This is a genomic window from Anabaena sp. AL09, assembly GCF_001672255.1.
Classification (GTDB): Bacteria; Cyanobacteriota; Cyanobacteriia; order Cyanobacteriales; family Nostocaceae; genus Dolichospermum; species Dolichospermum lemmermannii.
In genome coordinates this window covers 31,374-45,375 of the sequence record NZ_LJOQ01000096.1, presented here as the reverse complement: position 1 = coordinate 45,375, position 14,002 = coordinate 31,374, and the positions used below count along the sequence as shown (strand labels likewise).

The following is a 14,002-nucleotide window of genomic DNA, read 5'->3' as shown; positions in this document are numbered from 1 at the left end:
ACCAAAAAGCTATTGAACTTGACCCTAAATATGCTATTGCTTACAACAATCTTGGCATTGCCCTGAGTGACCAGAAGAAATTAGATGAGGCGATTTCCAACTATAAAACAGCCCTATCATTACCAGAAGATACTTCTACAACTCCGACAACTGCCCATACTTTAGCTAATAATAATTTAGGTTTAGCATTGCAAGACCAAGAAAAGTTTGAAGAAGCTATAAAACATTTCGACAAAGCCGAAGAACTTGACCCCAATTATATATATGCCAGTAACAACAATATAGAAGCCCGAAAATTATGGATTGAAAAACAGAATAAACTAGCCAGTGTAGAAAGCGATATCAACTTTTTGCCCAAAAATGACCCCAATTTACCTGTTAAACGTTCTGTCGTCCTCATTACTGCCAAGTTTTCTAACAGCCAACGTCAAGGAATTGAGGTTGGGACTGGTGTAGTTATCCAGCGAGATGCTAATCGGATATTAATCCTCACCAATCGTCATGTGATTTTTGATGGCAATGAACAAGGTGAAAATATTCAAGTGGAGTTTTTCAGTTCCCCACCAACAGGTAAAGTCAGAATGAGGAGAAATACCGAATTATTGAAAATGACTCCTACAGATGAACTCGATTTAGCTGTTTTGGAAATTACCGATAAACTACCAGAAGATATCCAACCTTTATCAATGTCTACTACCATCAACCCTGCAATGCCTATTCAAATTATCGGTCATGATGCTAAACGAGGTGAAGATAAATCATGGTCTGTTCAATCAGGAAAAATCAATTATCAGAACCAACAATTACAAATATCTGCAACGGCACTTAAACCTGGTTATTCTGGCAGTCCTGTGATAGACTCAAAAAATCGGCTCATAGGCATAGTTTATGCCCGAAAAACGGGTGAAACCCAGAACTTTGCCTATCCTATATCTGTAGTTAAAAAACAATTGTCCATCTGGAAAATTACTTTAACAAAATCATGAGTTATAAAATTCTACTGGCCAGCTTATTAATCTTCAGCATTAATCCTCTCTCTGCTGTTGCCTCTTGTCCTCAAGGAAATGCCCGTTCTACAGATTATATCCGCCGTCAATCACCCAACCGTTGTGAAGGCATCAAACTCGAACCATTAAGCGGTAATAGCTTGAGTTTAATTTCCATTGCTACCCGCAACATTGCCAATTATGGTAATACCCTAACCTTACAAGTTCCCCGCATTAAAGATGGTAAAAATCCTCAAGTTATAGTCAAATCATTGGATGATAATTATCACTATCAATTAGATGATTTGCTATTATCTAACAATGGTGCAAATTTCGGCTTTAGCTGGGATACTTACGTTCTTAAAAAAGCCAATATTCCTGCAAATAAACTCCGCGCTGTAGCATCCTATAGCCTGGGTTCTCAAAATGTCTATGTTCCCGTCACATTGGGACAAACTTCTGGTAAATACGAGTTTGTTTTTTATTCTCAAGATCGAGTTAAATTTACCAGTTTAAAAATCCTTCCACTCACAGATCAAAAAGATCAACAGCCTGTATATAGTACATCTCGCACTACCCCCAATAGTGGTGAAATTAGTTTTACATGGGATGGAAGTAAGTCTCCAAAGGGACGTTATGAACTTCACTATATTGCTAATATTGAACGCAGTAATGAACCAAGTGATAGAATTGAACGACGCATTGTATTTGAACATAACCCCAATTGGTTAAAATAAATCATGGGATATAGGCAAAAAGGCAGACAGAAATCTTCTCACAATTCCAGATTTAGTAAGATCAAGAACTTTATTATTACTAAGTCTGGTTTAATTCGTACAGGATTCAATAATCATTTTCTCCAGCAATTGCCAAATCTAAAACAATATCTAATCCAGCAAAAATCATCTTTCTTGGTGATAATATTGCTTGTGGTTTTGTTTATTATTACTATTGGTGCTATTGTCCCTGGAAACCATACATTTGAAGGTAATCTTATTTTTAAAGAAATGAGTTTTACTTATGATGATAATCAACCTAAACTGTTTTTAGGAAATATTAAAAATGTTAAAGAACTAGAAACCGAAGGTATACAAACATTAACCTTTACTGGCAGTTTTCAAAGTCAATCTTCACCAGAAATTGATAAATTAAATTCCTTAGAAATCCAACTTACAGACAGGGAAAGTAAAATTATTATTACTCCAGCCAGTTCTAAGACAGAAAGCGAAATTAGTCTCAAAGAATTACGACTACAACCACAAACAAGAATAGCTAAATTAAATTATGATTTTTATCGTCAACAATTAGCTTTTTCTCTTCTTCCCAATTCTCAAAATAATCCCAATTCCTTAGAAATATATTTAGGTGAACAGCCTATTAAAGTTATTGTAGAAGGCTATAAAATCCCTAGTTTAAATTTACCGAATTCACAAGATGATCAAGCACAATTAGAGTTTATTGTCAACCCCGATAATAAAGAATTTACCTTTAAAATTCAAGAAAATACTAATATTTATCTCACTCTATCAAAACCGCCAAAATATGAATCAGAACAATGGTTTAGAGGCAAAATAAAAACTAAAGATGTCACATTTACTCATGTAGATAGAAATGGTGGCAACCTCAGAGATGATTTAGAAATATCTACCATTGTCGAAGGCAAAATCCGCATGGCAGAACAGGATCGAGAAATTAAAGAAAATCAATTTCTGATGGGAGAAGACACTAATAAACCGTTAAATATTCAACTTATCCGCAATTTGCAAATAATGCCTGATAAAAAAGGCATAGAAGCCCGTTTTTCTGGTAAAACCAAACAAATTCAAATTGGATTAGATCAAGATTTTCCTGTTTCTAGTATCCAAGGTAGTTGGTTAGATGGTGTTTTACCCCGTGATGCCATTATTGCCCTATTTTCCTTTGGCGCTGCTACGGTTGCTAACCTTCTTTCTTGGTTATTTAGTAATACTAATTCCCGCAAACCATAATTTCGGCTTGACGGCTGCCATTTTCACCATAGTTTAAACATATCTTTAAATAACTATCTGGTAGATATGGCATTCTTTCAGCCCATTCAATGGCGACAATTCCCGGTATTACTTCTATGCCTTCCCAGTAACTTTCTAGATTCAATCCTGTCACTTCTTGAGATTCTAAACGGTATAAATCTAAGTGATAAAGAGGAATACGTCCTTCTGTGTACTCATTAATCAGAGTAAAAGTAGGACTAACAATAGAGTCAATTATCCCCAATCCTTTACCAATACCTTGCACCAAAGTAGTTTTACCAGCACCTAAATCACCTTCTAGCAAAATCACACTTCCAGCATTCAAAGTTTCCCCAAGGGTAATACCTAATTGCTGCGTAGCTTCTATGTCAGGAAGGAAAATTTTAGTCATTGGTAATTGGTAATTGGTAATTGGTAATGTCTAAGCATTATCCAGTGTATCGGGATTAACGCCTAAATCACGCAACAGTTGTCCTAGTTGTTCAACTTTTCTTTTTGCTTCTATTGTTTCTTGTTCAGCAAGAATAACTCTTTCATTAGCAGCAATAGCTTCTTCTGTTGGTTCAGGAATTAATTCTCCTGTTAGTGTGAACCACCTTAACCATAACTTGGGAATATCTCGAAATGTCCCTTGCCATAATCCCAAACTTAAACCTAATTCTGGCATTGGTAAGCGTCCCTCAGTCATATTAATAGGTTCATAATGACCACCTACTAACTGGAATGCGCGAACTTCGTTGGTGTAGCGGCTAAAAACAATGTAGTAGGGAATCCTTAAAATACGTTCATAGACTTCCCATTTTGTGGGAGGTTTACCTATTTGACTTTTTCTATTACCTAAATCTTCATCTTCTGTACCAGGAGATAATAATTCTACAACTACAAAAGGGTTTGCTGGTTCTTGCCAAGTGACATAACTTAAACGCAAATCTTGGCCATTATATAATTTGGGGACTCCTACTACACCAAACCAATCTGGGCGTTTATACCATAAAGGATTTTGCAGATCATAATAAAGATTCAGATCAGCAGCACTATAAACAAGTTCTGAACTCCAGGTTGTTGGCTGAAATGTTAAATATAAAAGTAAAGGTTGTAAAAAATGAAAGTCGTCTGGCAAGCCTTTTTCCTCTGGGTTTTCGCTAGGTAAATCATACATTGTCGGTAAAGTTTCCCAAGGGGGAAGGGGTGGTTCAGTTTGAGAAATGATGGAAGAAGTCATAAATATGTTAGGTTGGTAATTGGTAATGGGGAAATATATTTCCCCGTCCCCAGTTTTTACTTCCCGTGATGCGCTCCACTGTACCATTCTAATAAAACTTTGGCTAGTTTTTGGGGGTCATGGCGAACAGCACCATATTCATCTTCAAATAAAATATTAGCAGGAACTATTCGCCGTCCTAATTGGGTAACAGATTCTCGGTCTAAAAAAACTGGATGAGCATTTTGTTGGGCATAACGGATAAGCGCTTGGGCTGAGGGTGTTTTTTTATGAACTAATACAGCATCGAATAACCTTCTATTGCCACAAGCATCATCTATGGCTTGAATATGTTCAGCAACGCTATATCCATCAGTTTCTCCTGGTTGGGTCATGATATTGCAGATATAAATGCGGGGTACATTGGTAGCGGCGATCGCATCGGCAATTTCTCCAACTAATAAATTAGGAATTAAGCTTGTATAAAGACTACCCGGACCAATAATAATGTAATCAGCTTCTTGAATGGCTTTAATTGCCGCGGGAACTGCCGGTGGATTTTCAGGAATACAACCAATTTTGACAATTTTTCCCGCAGCTTTGGGAATATTCGACTCACCCTCAATGCGGCGGCCATCTGTCAATTCTGCCCAGAGACGGACATCACTGAGGGTAGCAGGTAAAACTTGTCCTCTCACCGCTAATACTTTAGAACTGGCAGCGATCGCTTGCACCAAATCCCCAGTAATATCAGTCATGGCTGTTAAAAACAAATTACCAAAACTGTGACCTGTTAAGCCATCTCCAGCCCGAAAGCGATATTGAAATAATTCCGTCAGTAATTTTTCTTCATCAGCTAGTGCTGCTAAACAATTGCGGATATCTCCAGGTGGTAAAACGCCAAACTCTTCGCGCAATCTACCAGAAGACCCGCCATCATCTGCTACGGTGACAATAGCAGTAATATTAGCACTATAAGTTTTTAAGCCTCTGAGTAACGTTGAAAGTCCAGTTCCACCACCAACAACTACAATTTTTGGACCACGGTATAAGCGACGGTGGGCTAAGAGGACATCTATCAATTCCTCTTCATTCACTCCAGGTCTGAGGACTTCGGTAATTGAACCGACGGTGCGGGATTGTCCCCACAGCACCAACAGGACACCACAAAGAAGGAGTAATGGACCACTAATATAGTTGGGCAAAATATTCGCGAGGAGTCCCAAAAGACCTTTTAGCAACTCTAGTATCCAAAAAATGGGGGTTAATTTTACCCAAATAGCCAACCCCAAACTGGCTAAGACAACACCCCCAACAGTAATCAGTAACCAGCGTTTCACCGCTAATCCAGGGGATAACCATTTGAACCATTGGTTAACCCGGTGGGAAGTGCGACTGTGAGACTCTAGTTGTAGCGAATTAATGGCTTGTTTCAAAAAACCGATGAACATACTTAATAGGGAAAGTTGGTAAAAACAATATTTAACAGAAACTTAACATCACCTGCTTTCAATACTGAAAAAACCATAAGTTTGATTTAATCCTTTATATTTCAGGGAGGATAGGGAATCAACAGTTGAGGAAAATACCTATCTTACTTTTGCGGCGTTGTGTTTTACCAATTTAATAAAAGTGAATTTGATGAAAAAGCGAATTTTAGGAATAGATCCAGGACTGGCAACTGTGGGATTTGGGGCAATTAATTGGCAACAAAGTCAAAATAAAGGACAAGAGACAACGGTAGAGATGGTAGATTTTGGCGTAATTCGCACAAATGCTGATGTGGAAATGACTCAGCGACTATGTATTTTATTTGATGATTTACACAGCGTGATGGAGGACTTACAGCCAGATTTGGTGGCAATTGAAAAGTTATTTTTTTATCGGATGGCAAATACCATTGTTGTAGCACAAGCCAGGGGTGTACTGATGTTAGTTTTAGGACAGCGTAAGCTTCCTTATGTAGAATTTGCACCTCCCCAAATTAAGCAAGCTTTAACGAATTATGGTAAAGCAGATAAAGCAGAAGTGCAAGAGGCTGTGATGCGGGAGTTGGATTTAGATGAAATTCCTCGGCCGGATGATGCGGCAGATGCTTTAGCGGTGGCGTTAACAGCTTCGTTCCAGTTGTGAGATTAACAATTACCAATTACCAATTACCATCTTGATTTACAAATAATCTTAAAATTGATAAACCTAAAATAATTAAAAATAGCACCAAACCAATAGTACAAGCATAGCTAATTTCTAAATTACCAAATGCTTGTTCATACAAATAATAAACAATTGTCTTAGAACTATTCAGCGGTCCACCTTGGGTCATAATATAAACTTCTTCAAAAACTTTAGTTGCCGAAATCGCCGAAATTACAGCCACTAAAGCTAAATAAGGTTGCATCAATGGTAAGGTAATATCCCAATGTTTACGAATATCGTCTGAACCATCAATAGCCGCGGCTTCATAAATATCAGCGGGAATGGCTTGCAATCCAGCTAAATAAATAATCATGTAGTAGCCTAAACCTTTCCAAATAGTTACAGCCATAATACTAGCTAAGGAAATGGGAACAATTCCCAATATCTTATCAGGACTTGTTAACCAGGGAATTCCGTCGGGGACAATCCCTAAAGTTTTGAGAATTTGATTCAGCAATCCGTTTTCTGCATATAACCATTTCCAAGCTATCCCAGCTACTACCATAGAAATTACAACTGGGGTATAATATGCTGTTCTAAACCAATTCATTCCCCGCAGTTTTTGATTGACTAAAATTGCTAAAGCCAAGGGTAAAAATACTAAAATTGGCACAACACCAATTAGATAAAGAAATGTATTTTGTAATGTTTGCCAAAAAACTGGATCTTTCGATAAACGCAGGAAATTTTTCCAGCCAATCCATTGAGGAGGATCTCCTATATTTTCATAGTTGGTAAAACTCAGATAAAAGGCTTGAACTGCTGGATAAAAAACAGTTAATGTTAAAATAATTAAGGCTGGTAATAAAAATAAATAAGGTGTTATTCTCTGTTGAATTAAAATCCATTGTTTTGATGTTAATTGCGACATATATTTGAGGATCAAGTTTTAGCAACTATGGTATCTTATTTCGGAGTCTAGATAAAGTTATTTTGATTAATACTTACGCCAAATTGAGAAAAGCCTTGATTTGGAGGTTGGATTGTTTACGTCAGCGTTACGTAGTAATGGCAAAGGTATTATTTTATCATATCAGTAGGATTTCAGAGTCCCACAAAAACTATTTAGCAAATATACTCAAAAATTAAATAGGGAATTAGTAAAATAATCCTTTTCCCTATTCTTCAATAAAATTACAATTCTGGTTTTGTGTCTACTGTTTCATGCTGATTAATTTTCACCTGTTCTAATAAACGAGGCATCCAAGGTAAAGCCAGGAAAATTCCTGATAAAATTAGTAGAAATACAGAAAGTCCAAAAAGTTGGTCGCGGGAAATTTCTAATACACCACGTAAAATTACCTCTCGTAAAGCCGAAACAATCGTAATTTCTACCGCTGCACCTACAGAAATACTCCGTTCTTGCAGATAATCAACTAACAACCGAAACAGTTCTACTAATATCAGAATAAACAAAATATCAGATGTTACCTGCCGTAGATCTAATGGACTTAAAAATGATAAAAACATATCTCCTAAGCGAATGAGCATGACACAAAACAAACTCACGCAAAGGGAGATAACAATAATATCCTGAAAAAGTTCTAAGTTACGAACAATTCTATCCCGTTTAAACAAATTATTGACTTCTATAATTATCCGCTGTGGCATAGTATTTTCTAGAACAGAAAGATAAATCTATTTTAATAATTAACCATTAAACTACTTTGAATAAAGTGAACAGAGAACAATAAGTAATTATCAATTCAAATCAAGGAGGAGATTAACCCCCACTTTCAAACTTTAATTAATTCCTGGTTCTATTTTTTTACTGATACTTCAGTAGCTGATTAACTTTAAGTTAGCCCCGCTGACCTAAGTAGATAAGATTTATCCATTATTAAGTATAAGATTTTATCTATGAATAATGCCCAATGGAGACGGGAATTGCCCACAATTAGGACTATGGAAAGATGCTGTTGGTCTTTTGACTGACGATGATTGTTGACAGTTTTAATTTTCTTAACTGAGAGGATGTTTGAAAAGTGGTATTCCGTAATTTTCATCACATTGCTACCCCCATCCAGTTCCCTCCCCTTTACAAGGGGAGGGTTAGGGTGGGGTAAAAAATATTTGATACATCAACCATAACTTTTCAAACACCCTCTGAGGTATATGTTTTTTAATAAAAATTAATATTCAAGCTGTGCCACAATAAGAGAAAGGCATAAATACTCAATTTATTAAAGAGGGGCGTTATGGTATTACTCACCGAGAAACTAGAAAAGCGTCTGACTATAAATACTGTAGAGATTAGTGAAGATACTACCGCAATTCGGTCATTGGATTGGGACCGCGATCGCTTTGATATTGAGTTTGGTTTACAAAATGGTACAACCTACAACTCTTTTCTGATTCGGGGGGAAAAAATCGCCCTGGTTGATACTTCCCATGAAAAGTTTCGCAAACTTTATTTTGATACTCTCACCGGTTTAATTAATCCCCAAGATATTGATTATTTAATTGTTAGTCACACTGAACCAGATCACAGCGGTTTAGTAAAAGACTTACTACAACTCGCTCCTCATCTAACTGTGGTTGCGTCAAAGGTGGCAATTCAGTTTTTGGAAGATATGGTACATCAACCATTTAACCGCAAAATTGTCAAAAATGGCGATCGCCTAGATTTAGGAAATGGCCATGAATTTGAATTTGTCATTGCTCCTAATTTACATTGGCCGGATACCATTTTCAGCTTTGACCACAAAACCCAAATTCTCTATACCTGCGATGCTTTCGGCTTACATTATTGCTCAGAAAGTACCTTCGATGACGATTTAGCAGCAATAGAAGCTGATTTTCAATATTACTACGAATGTTTAATGGGTCCAAATGCCCGTTCTGTCCTGTCCGCAATGAAACGCATGGCAGAATTGAAAACAATTCGCATGATTGCCACCGGACATGGACCCCTATTGTATCACAATGTGGAAGAATTGACAGGCCGTTATCGCAGTTGGAGTCAAGGCCAAACCAAAGCCGAAACCCCTGTAGGGATATTTTACGTCTGGGAGTACGGTTTTGGCGATCGCATCGCCCAATCTATCGCTAACGGGATGACAAAAACCGGTGTCGCTGTCGAAATAGTAGATTTAGCCAGCGTCAACGAATTACAAGAACTGCGGGAACTGGTAGGACGTTGTACAGGTTTAGTTGTGGGAATGCCCCCAACTTCAGGCAATTCTAACATTCAAGCCGCCCTCAGCACCGTTTTAGGTTCTGCCAAAGAAAAACAAGCCATTGGCATTTTTGAAACTGGTGGAGGAGATGATGAACCCACCTATCCCCTATTAAATAAATTCCGGGCTTTAGGGTTACACTTATCTTTTCCCGTAATTGAAATTCGGGAAACACCCACAGCTAACACTTATAAAAAGTGTGAAGAAGCGGGGACAGACTTGGGACAATGGGTAACAAGAGACAAAAGCATCAAAGCCATGAAATCCCTGGCTGCTGACTTAGATAAAGCCTTGGGAAGAATTAGCGGTGGTTTATATATCATCACAGCTAAAAAATCCGACGTATCCAGTGCCATGTTAGCTTCCTGGGTAAGTCAAGCCAGCTTCAAACCCTTGGGCTTTTCCATTGCCGTCGCCAAAGACCGAGCCATAGAATCACTCATGCAAGTAGGCGATCGCTTCATTCTCAATGTACTCGAAGAAGGCAACTATCAACCGTTAATGAAACACTTCTTAAAAAGATTTGCTCCCGGTGCAGATCGTTTTCAAGGTGTGAAAACCCAACCTGCTGAAAATGGCGCACCTATCCTCACAGATGCCCTAGCATACATAGAATGCGAAGTAGTTAGCCGCATGGATTGTGGTGATCATTGGGCAGTATACAGCACGGCTTACGCCGGTAGAGTATCCAATCCCGATGCCATGACAGCAGTACACCACCGGAAAGTAGGAAACCATTATTAAGTATTGTAGGGGTTTAGCAATGCTAAACCCCTACCCGCTTAAATCAAATAATTAAGTCGTGTTGAGTATAGTCATCTTCAGATGACTTTTACTATGAAACTGGGAATTCATTCCCATTAGAGACGTTCTATAGAACGTCTCTACATTCATTTTCGGAGATGTCTATTGAGCTTAAATTAAGAATTAACCGACTCTAGTGACATCTTCTGAGCCGAGCGCTGCTGTAACTTTCTCCGCAACATCAAAGTACCAAAGACAATCGCCACACCTGCTGGCGCGGCATTAGACTCAAAGGGAACAGGACTAGCATCAATTGAAAAACTGCTAAACGAGCCTGTACTAGAGTTTGTGTTTCTGCCGTTTCCTATATCTAATGTCCATCTGGTGTTGCTATTGAAGAAAAGGCCACTGAAATCCGCCAATGACGCTCCGGTCAACGAATCCACAGCAGTATAGGTGCCAGGTACACTGGAATTCGTCGCCCAAGTACTCCCAGAATCCTGGACAAATTTGTAGTTGCCTAAAGAGAGAGCGGAAGAGGAACCTGTAGTAGCAAACGTACTAAATAGAGACACAGATTGAATCTCTGAATTACTAGTCACATCAAAGGCAGTAAGCTTGGCGGTCAACCTACCTTTATTTCCGTTTAGGCTAAGACCATTAATGGTTACGCTGTTTAAGCTTTGAATCTTAAATGGAGTACCTGTGTAACTAATAGGAACTGAGACATTTGTCCTACTAGGAGCACCAGTAGCCGCAGCAGTAGTAATATTGTACTGACCACTACTAGGACCAGTTGGACTAGTGATGACAATTGCCTCCGCCGCACTAGAAAGAGTTAGAATGCTTGCCAGTGAAGCAACTAACGCACCCCATTTTTGAAAATTGGTGGTTATCATTATGTTCTCTGTTCCTTATCTTCCTTATGTTTTTAATTTCTTTATATGTACCGACTAGGTACTTAGAAATATGGTAGTTCAAAATTACCCAAATGGCAATAGCAAAATATAAAAAATTATCACATCTGACATAATTATCCGTGATAGGTGTAATACACATTCCTAAATGCACCAAAAGCAGCCTATGACAAAACTTAAAATTATCTTCAAAAGTCCCTATTAGCGCAGGGCAAAAGTCAAAAGTCAAAAGTCAAAACTAATATCCAGTAGGCTTTTTGGCGATTGAGTATGGTTGATTTATTCACGCCGTTATATACTAGTGCTTATGGCTTTAAGGCCCAGTTAATGTCTTCAAAGAAGAGTCGCTGAGAAGCCCACACTTACCTGAGAGGGAGTGTGTGAAGTAGGCTGTTACACAGCTAAATCTGATATTTTGTAGCCTAGTAGTTTGTCAAGATAACAATGATGGACTGTAGTGTAAGCGTCTCGCTCACACGGGCAAGAATGCCCATCCCACAAAATTGGGTAATTTATTTTTTGGTGTTCCCTAAGAGGATGTTTGAAAAGTGGTATTCCGTAATTTTCATCACATTGCTACCCATCCAGTTCCCTCCCCTTTACAAGGGGAGGGTTAGGGTGGGGTAAAAAATATTTGATACATCAACCATAACTTTTCAAACACCCTCTAAGGCTTTCGGGCAAAAAAAGTAAATTCGTCACAGCTTATGTCAAAAAAACCTATCATGGAGGGAGCAGAGGCGCAAGAGTTTTTCCCAATTACTCATTACCAATGACCACTAAACCCCGTGATGTACAAATATTGCCCATTGGTACAGATACCATAATATTGCGATCGCGCAGTTGGGCCAGATTAAGATTTGAAATTGAATATGCTTTAGCTAAGGGAACAACGGCTAATTCCTATCTCATCCAAGGCGATAAAAATGCCCTTGTTGACCCCCCTGGCGAAACTTTTACCGAAATTTACCTCCAAGCATTACAACAGCGGTTTGATGTCAAATATCTCGATTATGTAATTCTGGGTCACATTAACCCCAACCGCGCTGCGACGTTAAAAGCATTACTAGAAATTGCCCCTCAAATTACCTTTGTTTGTTCCAACCCAGGGGCGATAAATTTACGCGCAGCTTTGGAAAAAGACGATTTATCAATTTTGGTTATGCGGGGAGAAGATACCCTCGATTTAGGAAAAGGACATCATTTACAATTTATTCCCACACCTAACCCCCGTTACGCGGACGAACTTTGTACCTGGGACCCACAAACGGAAATTTTGTTTTCTGATAAACTATTTGGAGCGCATATTTGCTCAGATCAAGTTTTTGATGAAGGTTGGGAAGTATTTAACGAAGATAGACGCTATTATTTTGACTGTTTAATGGCACCTCACGCCAAACAAATCGAAACGGCTTTGGAGAAATTGGCAGATTTGCCGGTGCGAATGTACGCTACTGGTCATGGACCAATGGTGCGCTATGGTTTAATTGACATCACCAAAGGCTATCGGGAATGGACTAAACAGCAAACTTCCGCTGATATGACAGTGGCTTTAATTTATGCCTCAGCTTATGGCAATACTGCAACTTTAGCACAGGCGATCGCTCGCGGTATCACTAAAGCCGGTGTCAGTGTCGAAGCCATTAACTGCGAATTTACCGAACCCCAAGAAATCAAAGCCGCAATTGCAAAATCCGCCGGTTTCGTCATAGGTTCACCCACATTAGGAGGACACGCACCCACACCAGTCCAAACAGCTTTAGGAATTGTCCTTTCTACCGCAACTAACAATAAATTAGCCGGTGTATTTGGTTCTTTTGGTTGGAGTGGAGAAGCCGTTGATTTAATCGAAAGTAAACTCAAAGACGCAGGTTACAGATTTGGATTTGACACCATTCGCGTTAAATTCAAACCTAATGAAGTCACTTTACAAACCTGCGAAGAAGCAGGAACTGACTTTGCCCAAGCATTGAAACGCGCCGCCAAAAAATCAGTTGTCGCTAAACAACCAGCAAGTAATGTCGAACAAGCTGTAGGGCGGATTGTTGGTTCTATATGTGTGGTTACAGCCACTCAAGGTGATGTTAAAACGGGAATGTTAGCATCTTGGGTAACACAAGCCAGTTTTAATCCTCCTGGTTTAACCATTGCGGTAGCTAAAGAACGAGCTATGGAATCCTTATCCTATACAAATAACAAATTTGTAGTTAATATCTTGGCGGAAGGGAAAGAAATTCGTAAGCAATTTATGAAAGTTTACGCCCCTGGACAAGATAGATTTGCCGGTTTGGACATTCAAGAAGCCAATAATGGCGGTATTATTCTCAATGGTGCTTTAGCGTATTTGGAATGTTCTGTCCAAAGTCGGATGGAATCTGGTGATCATTGGTTAGTTTATGCCACTGTTGATGATGGTAAGGTTTTAAATCAAGATGCTGTCACAGCAGTACATTATCGCAAATCAGCGAGTTATTATTAAACAGTAGGGTGGGCAATGCCCACCTAAATATTTTTTGATTTTCTTGTTTAGTTAAAATATAAGTCTGCCAGGCTTCGCCCCGCTTCGCTAACACGCAAAGGCGCAAGGGTAAGAGTTTTCGCTTATCCCAGGCATCGCATTTTTGGAGTTTACCATTTACAAGCGATCGCATCCCTCTCCCCAAGCATCACATTTTTGGAGTTTGGACAAAGGTGATATGAATACGATATTTAAGAAAATAAAAAATATATCCCTCGTTCCCAGACTCCGGCTGGGAATGCCTACTAAGAG

At 38.8% G+C, this 14,002-nt stretch carries 12 protein-coding genes; 6 read left to right on the top strand and 6 right to left on the bottom strand.

All coding sequences use genetic code 11. The features are described from left to right. The 3 genes from AN490_RS19560 to AN490_RS19550 form a co-directional block, all read left to right on the top strand. On the top strand, positions 1–986 hold a 986-nt coding region (locus AN490_RS19560; RefSeq protein WP_300006551.1), incomplete at its 5' end, for a trypsin-like peptidase domain-containing protein. Beyond that, positions 983–1,723 carry a hypothetical protein gene (locus tag AN490_RS19555; RefSeq protein ID WP_300006550.1) on the top strand — a complete coding sequence of 247 codons (741 nt, stop codon included), beginning with the start codon at positions 983–985 and terminating at the stop codon, positions 1,721–1,723. The genes AN490_RS19560 and AN490_RS19555, both read left to right, overlap by 4 nt. Positions 1,724–1,726: 3 nt before the next feature. Next, positions 1,727–2,974 (top strand): hypothetical protein, encoded by a 1,248-nt coding sequence (locus AN490_RS19550; protein ID WP_300006549.1) that lies wholly within the window; start codon positions 1,727–1,729, stop codon positions 2,972–2,974. Here AN490_RS19550 and tsaE read toward each other — a convergent pair. Genes tsaE through AN490_RS19535 form a run of 3 tightly spaced genes read right to left on the bottom strand, consistent with a single transcriptional unit; the run spans position 2,955 to position 5,647 of the window. Continuing rightward, positions 2,955–3,386: a tRNA (adenosine(37)-N6)-threonylcarbamoyltransferase complex ATPase subunit type 1 TsaE gene (gene tsaE, locus AN490_RS19545; protein ID WP_300006548.1), complete on the bottom strand. Its 432-nt coding sequence runs from the start codon at positions 3,384–3,386 to the stop codon at positions 2,955–2,957. The two genes, AN490_RS19550 and tsaE, sit on opposite strands and share 20 nt — an antisense overlap. A 30-nt stretch (positions 3,387–3,416) precedes the next feature. Further along, entirely contained in the window at positions 3,417–4,217 is an 801-nt protein-coding gene (locus tag AN490_RS19540; protein WP_300006547.1) for a Uma2 family endonuclease, read from the bottom strand. A 56-nt stretch (positions 4,218–4,273) separates the two neighbouring features. After that, on the bottom strand, positions 4,274–5,647 hold the full coding sequence (locus AN490_RS19535) for a gluconeogenesis factor YvcK family protein (RefSeq protein ID WP_300006546.1): 1,374 nt from the start codon (positions 5,645–5,647) through the stop codon (positions 4,274–4,276). Positions 5,648–5,837: 190 nt separating this feature from the next. On the opposite strand from AN490_RS19535, the gene ruvC reads away from it, so the two are divergent. Then, complete coding sequence (gene ruvC / locus AN490_RS19530) at positions 5,838–6,329, top strand: crossover junction endodeoxyribonuclease RuvC (RefSeq protein WP_015078083.1); 492 nt, start codon at positions 5,838–5,840, stop codon at positions 6,327–6,329. A 16-nt stretch (positions 6,330–6,345) separates the two neighbouring features. Here the strand turns inward: ruvC and AN490_RS19525 are convergent, their stop codons facing one another. Both AN490_RS19525 and AN490_RS19520 read right to left on the bottom strand, forming a co-directional pair. Beyond that, positions 6,346–7,263: a carbohydrate ABC transporter permease gene (locus tag AN490_RS19525; RefSeq protein WP_300006545.1), complete on the bottom strand. Its 918-nt coding sequence runs from the start codon at positions 7,261–7,263 to the stop codon at positions 6,346–6,348. 263 nt (positions 7,264–7,526) lie between these two features. After that, complete coding sequence (locus AN490_RS19520) at positions 7,527–8,003, bottom strand: phosphate-starvation-inducible PsiE family protein (RefSeq protein WP_015078089.1); 477 nt, start codon at positions 8,001–8,003, stop codon at positions 7,527–7,529. Between the two features lie 587 nt (positions 8,004–8,590). On the opposite strand from AN490_RS19520, the gene AN490_RS19515 reads away from it, so the two are divergent. Continuing rightward, positions 8,591–10,315 carry a diflavin flavoprotein gene (locus AN490_RS19515; RefSeq protein ID WP_300006544.1) on the top strand — a complete coding sequence of 575 codons (1,725 nt, stop codon included), beginning with the start codon at positions 8,591–8,593 and terminating at the stop codon, positions 10,313–10,315. A 176-nt stretch (positions 10,316–10,491) separates the two neighbouring features. Here the strand turns inward: AN490_RS19515 and AN490_RS19510 are convergent, their stop codons facing one another. After that, entirely contained in the window at positions 10,492–11,214 is a 723-nt protein-coding gene (locus AN490_RS19510) for a hypothetical protein (protein WP_300006543.1), read from the bottom strand. A gap of 790 nt (positions 11,215–12,004) precedes the next feature. Between AN490_RS19510 and AN490_RS19505 the strand changes: the two genes are divergently transcribed. After that, on the top strand, positions 12,005–13,711 hold the full coding sequence (locus tag AN490_RS19505) for a diflavin flavoprotein (protein ID WP_300006542.1): 1,707 nt from the start codon (positions 12,005–12,007) through the stop codon (positions 13,709–13,711). Positions 13,712–14,002 lie beyond the last annotated feature (291 nt).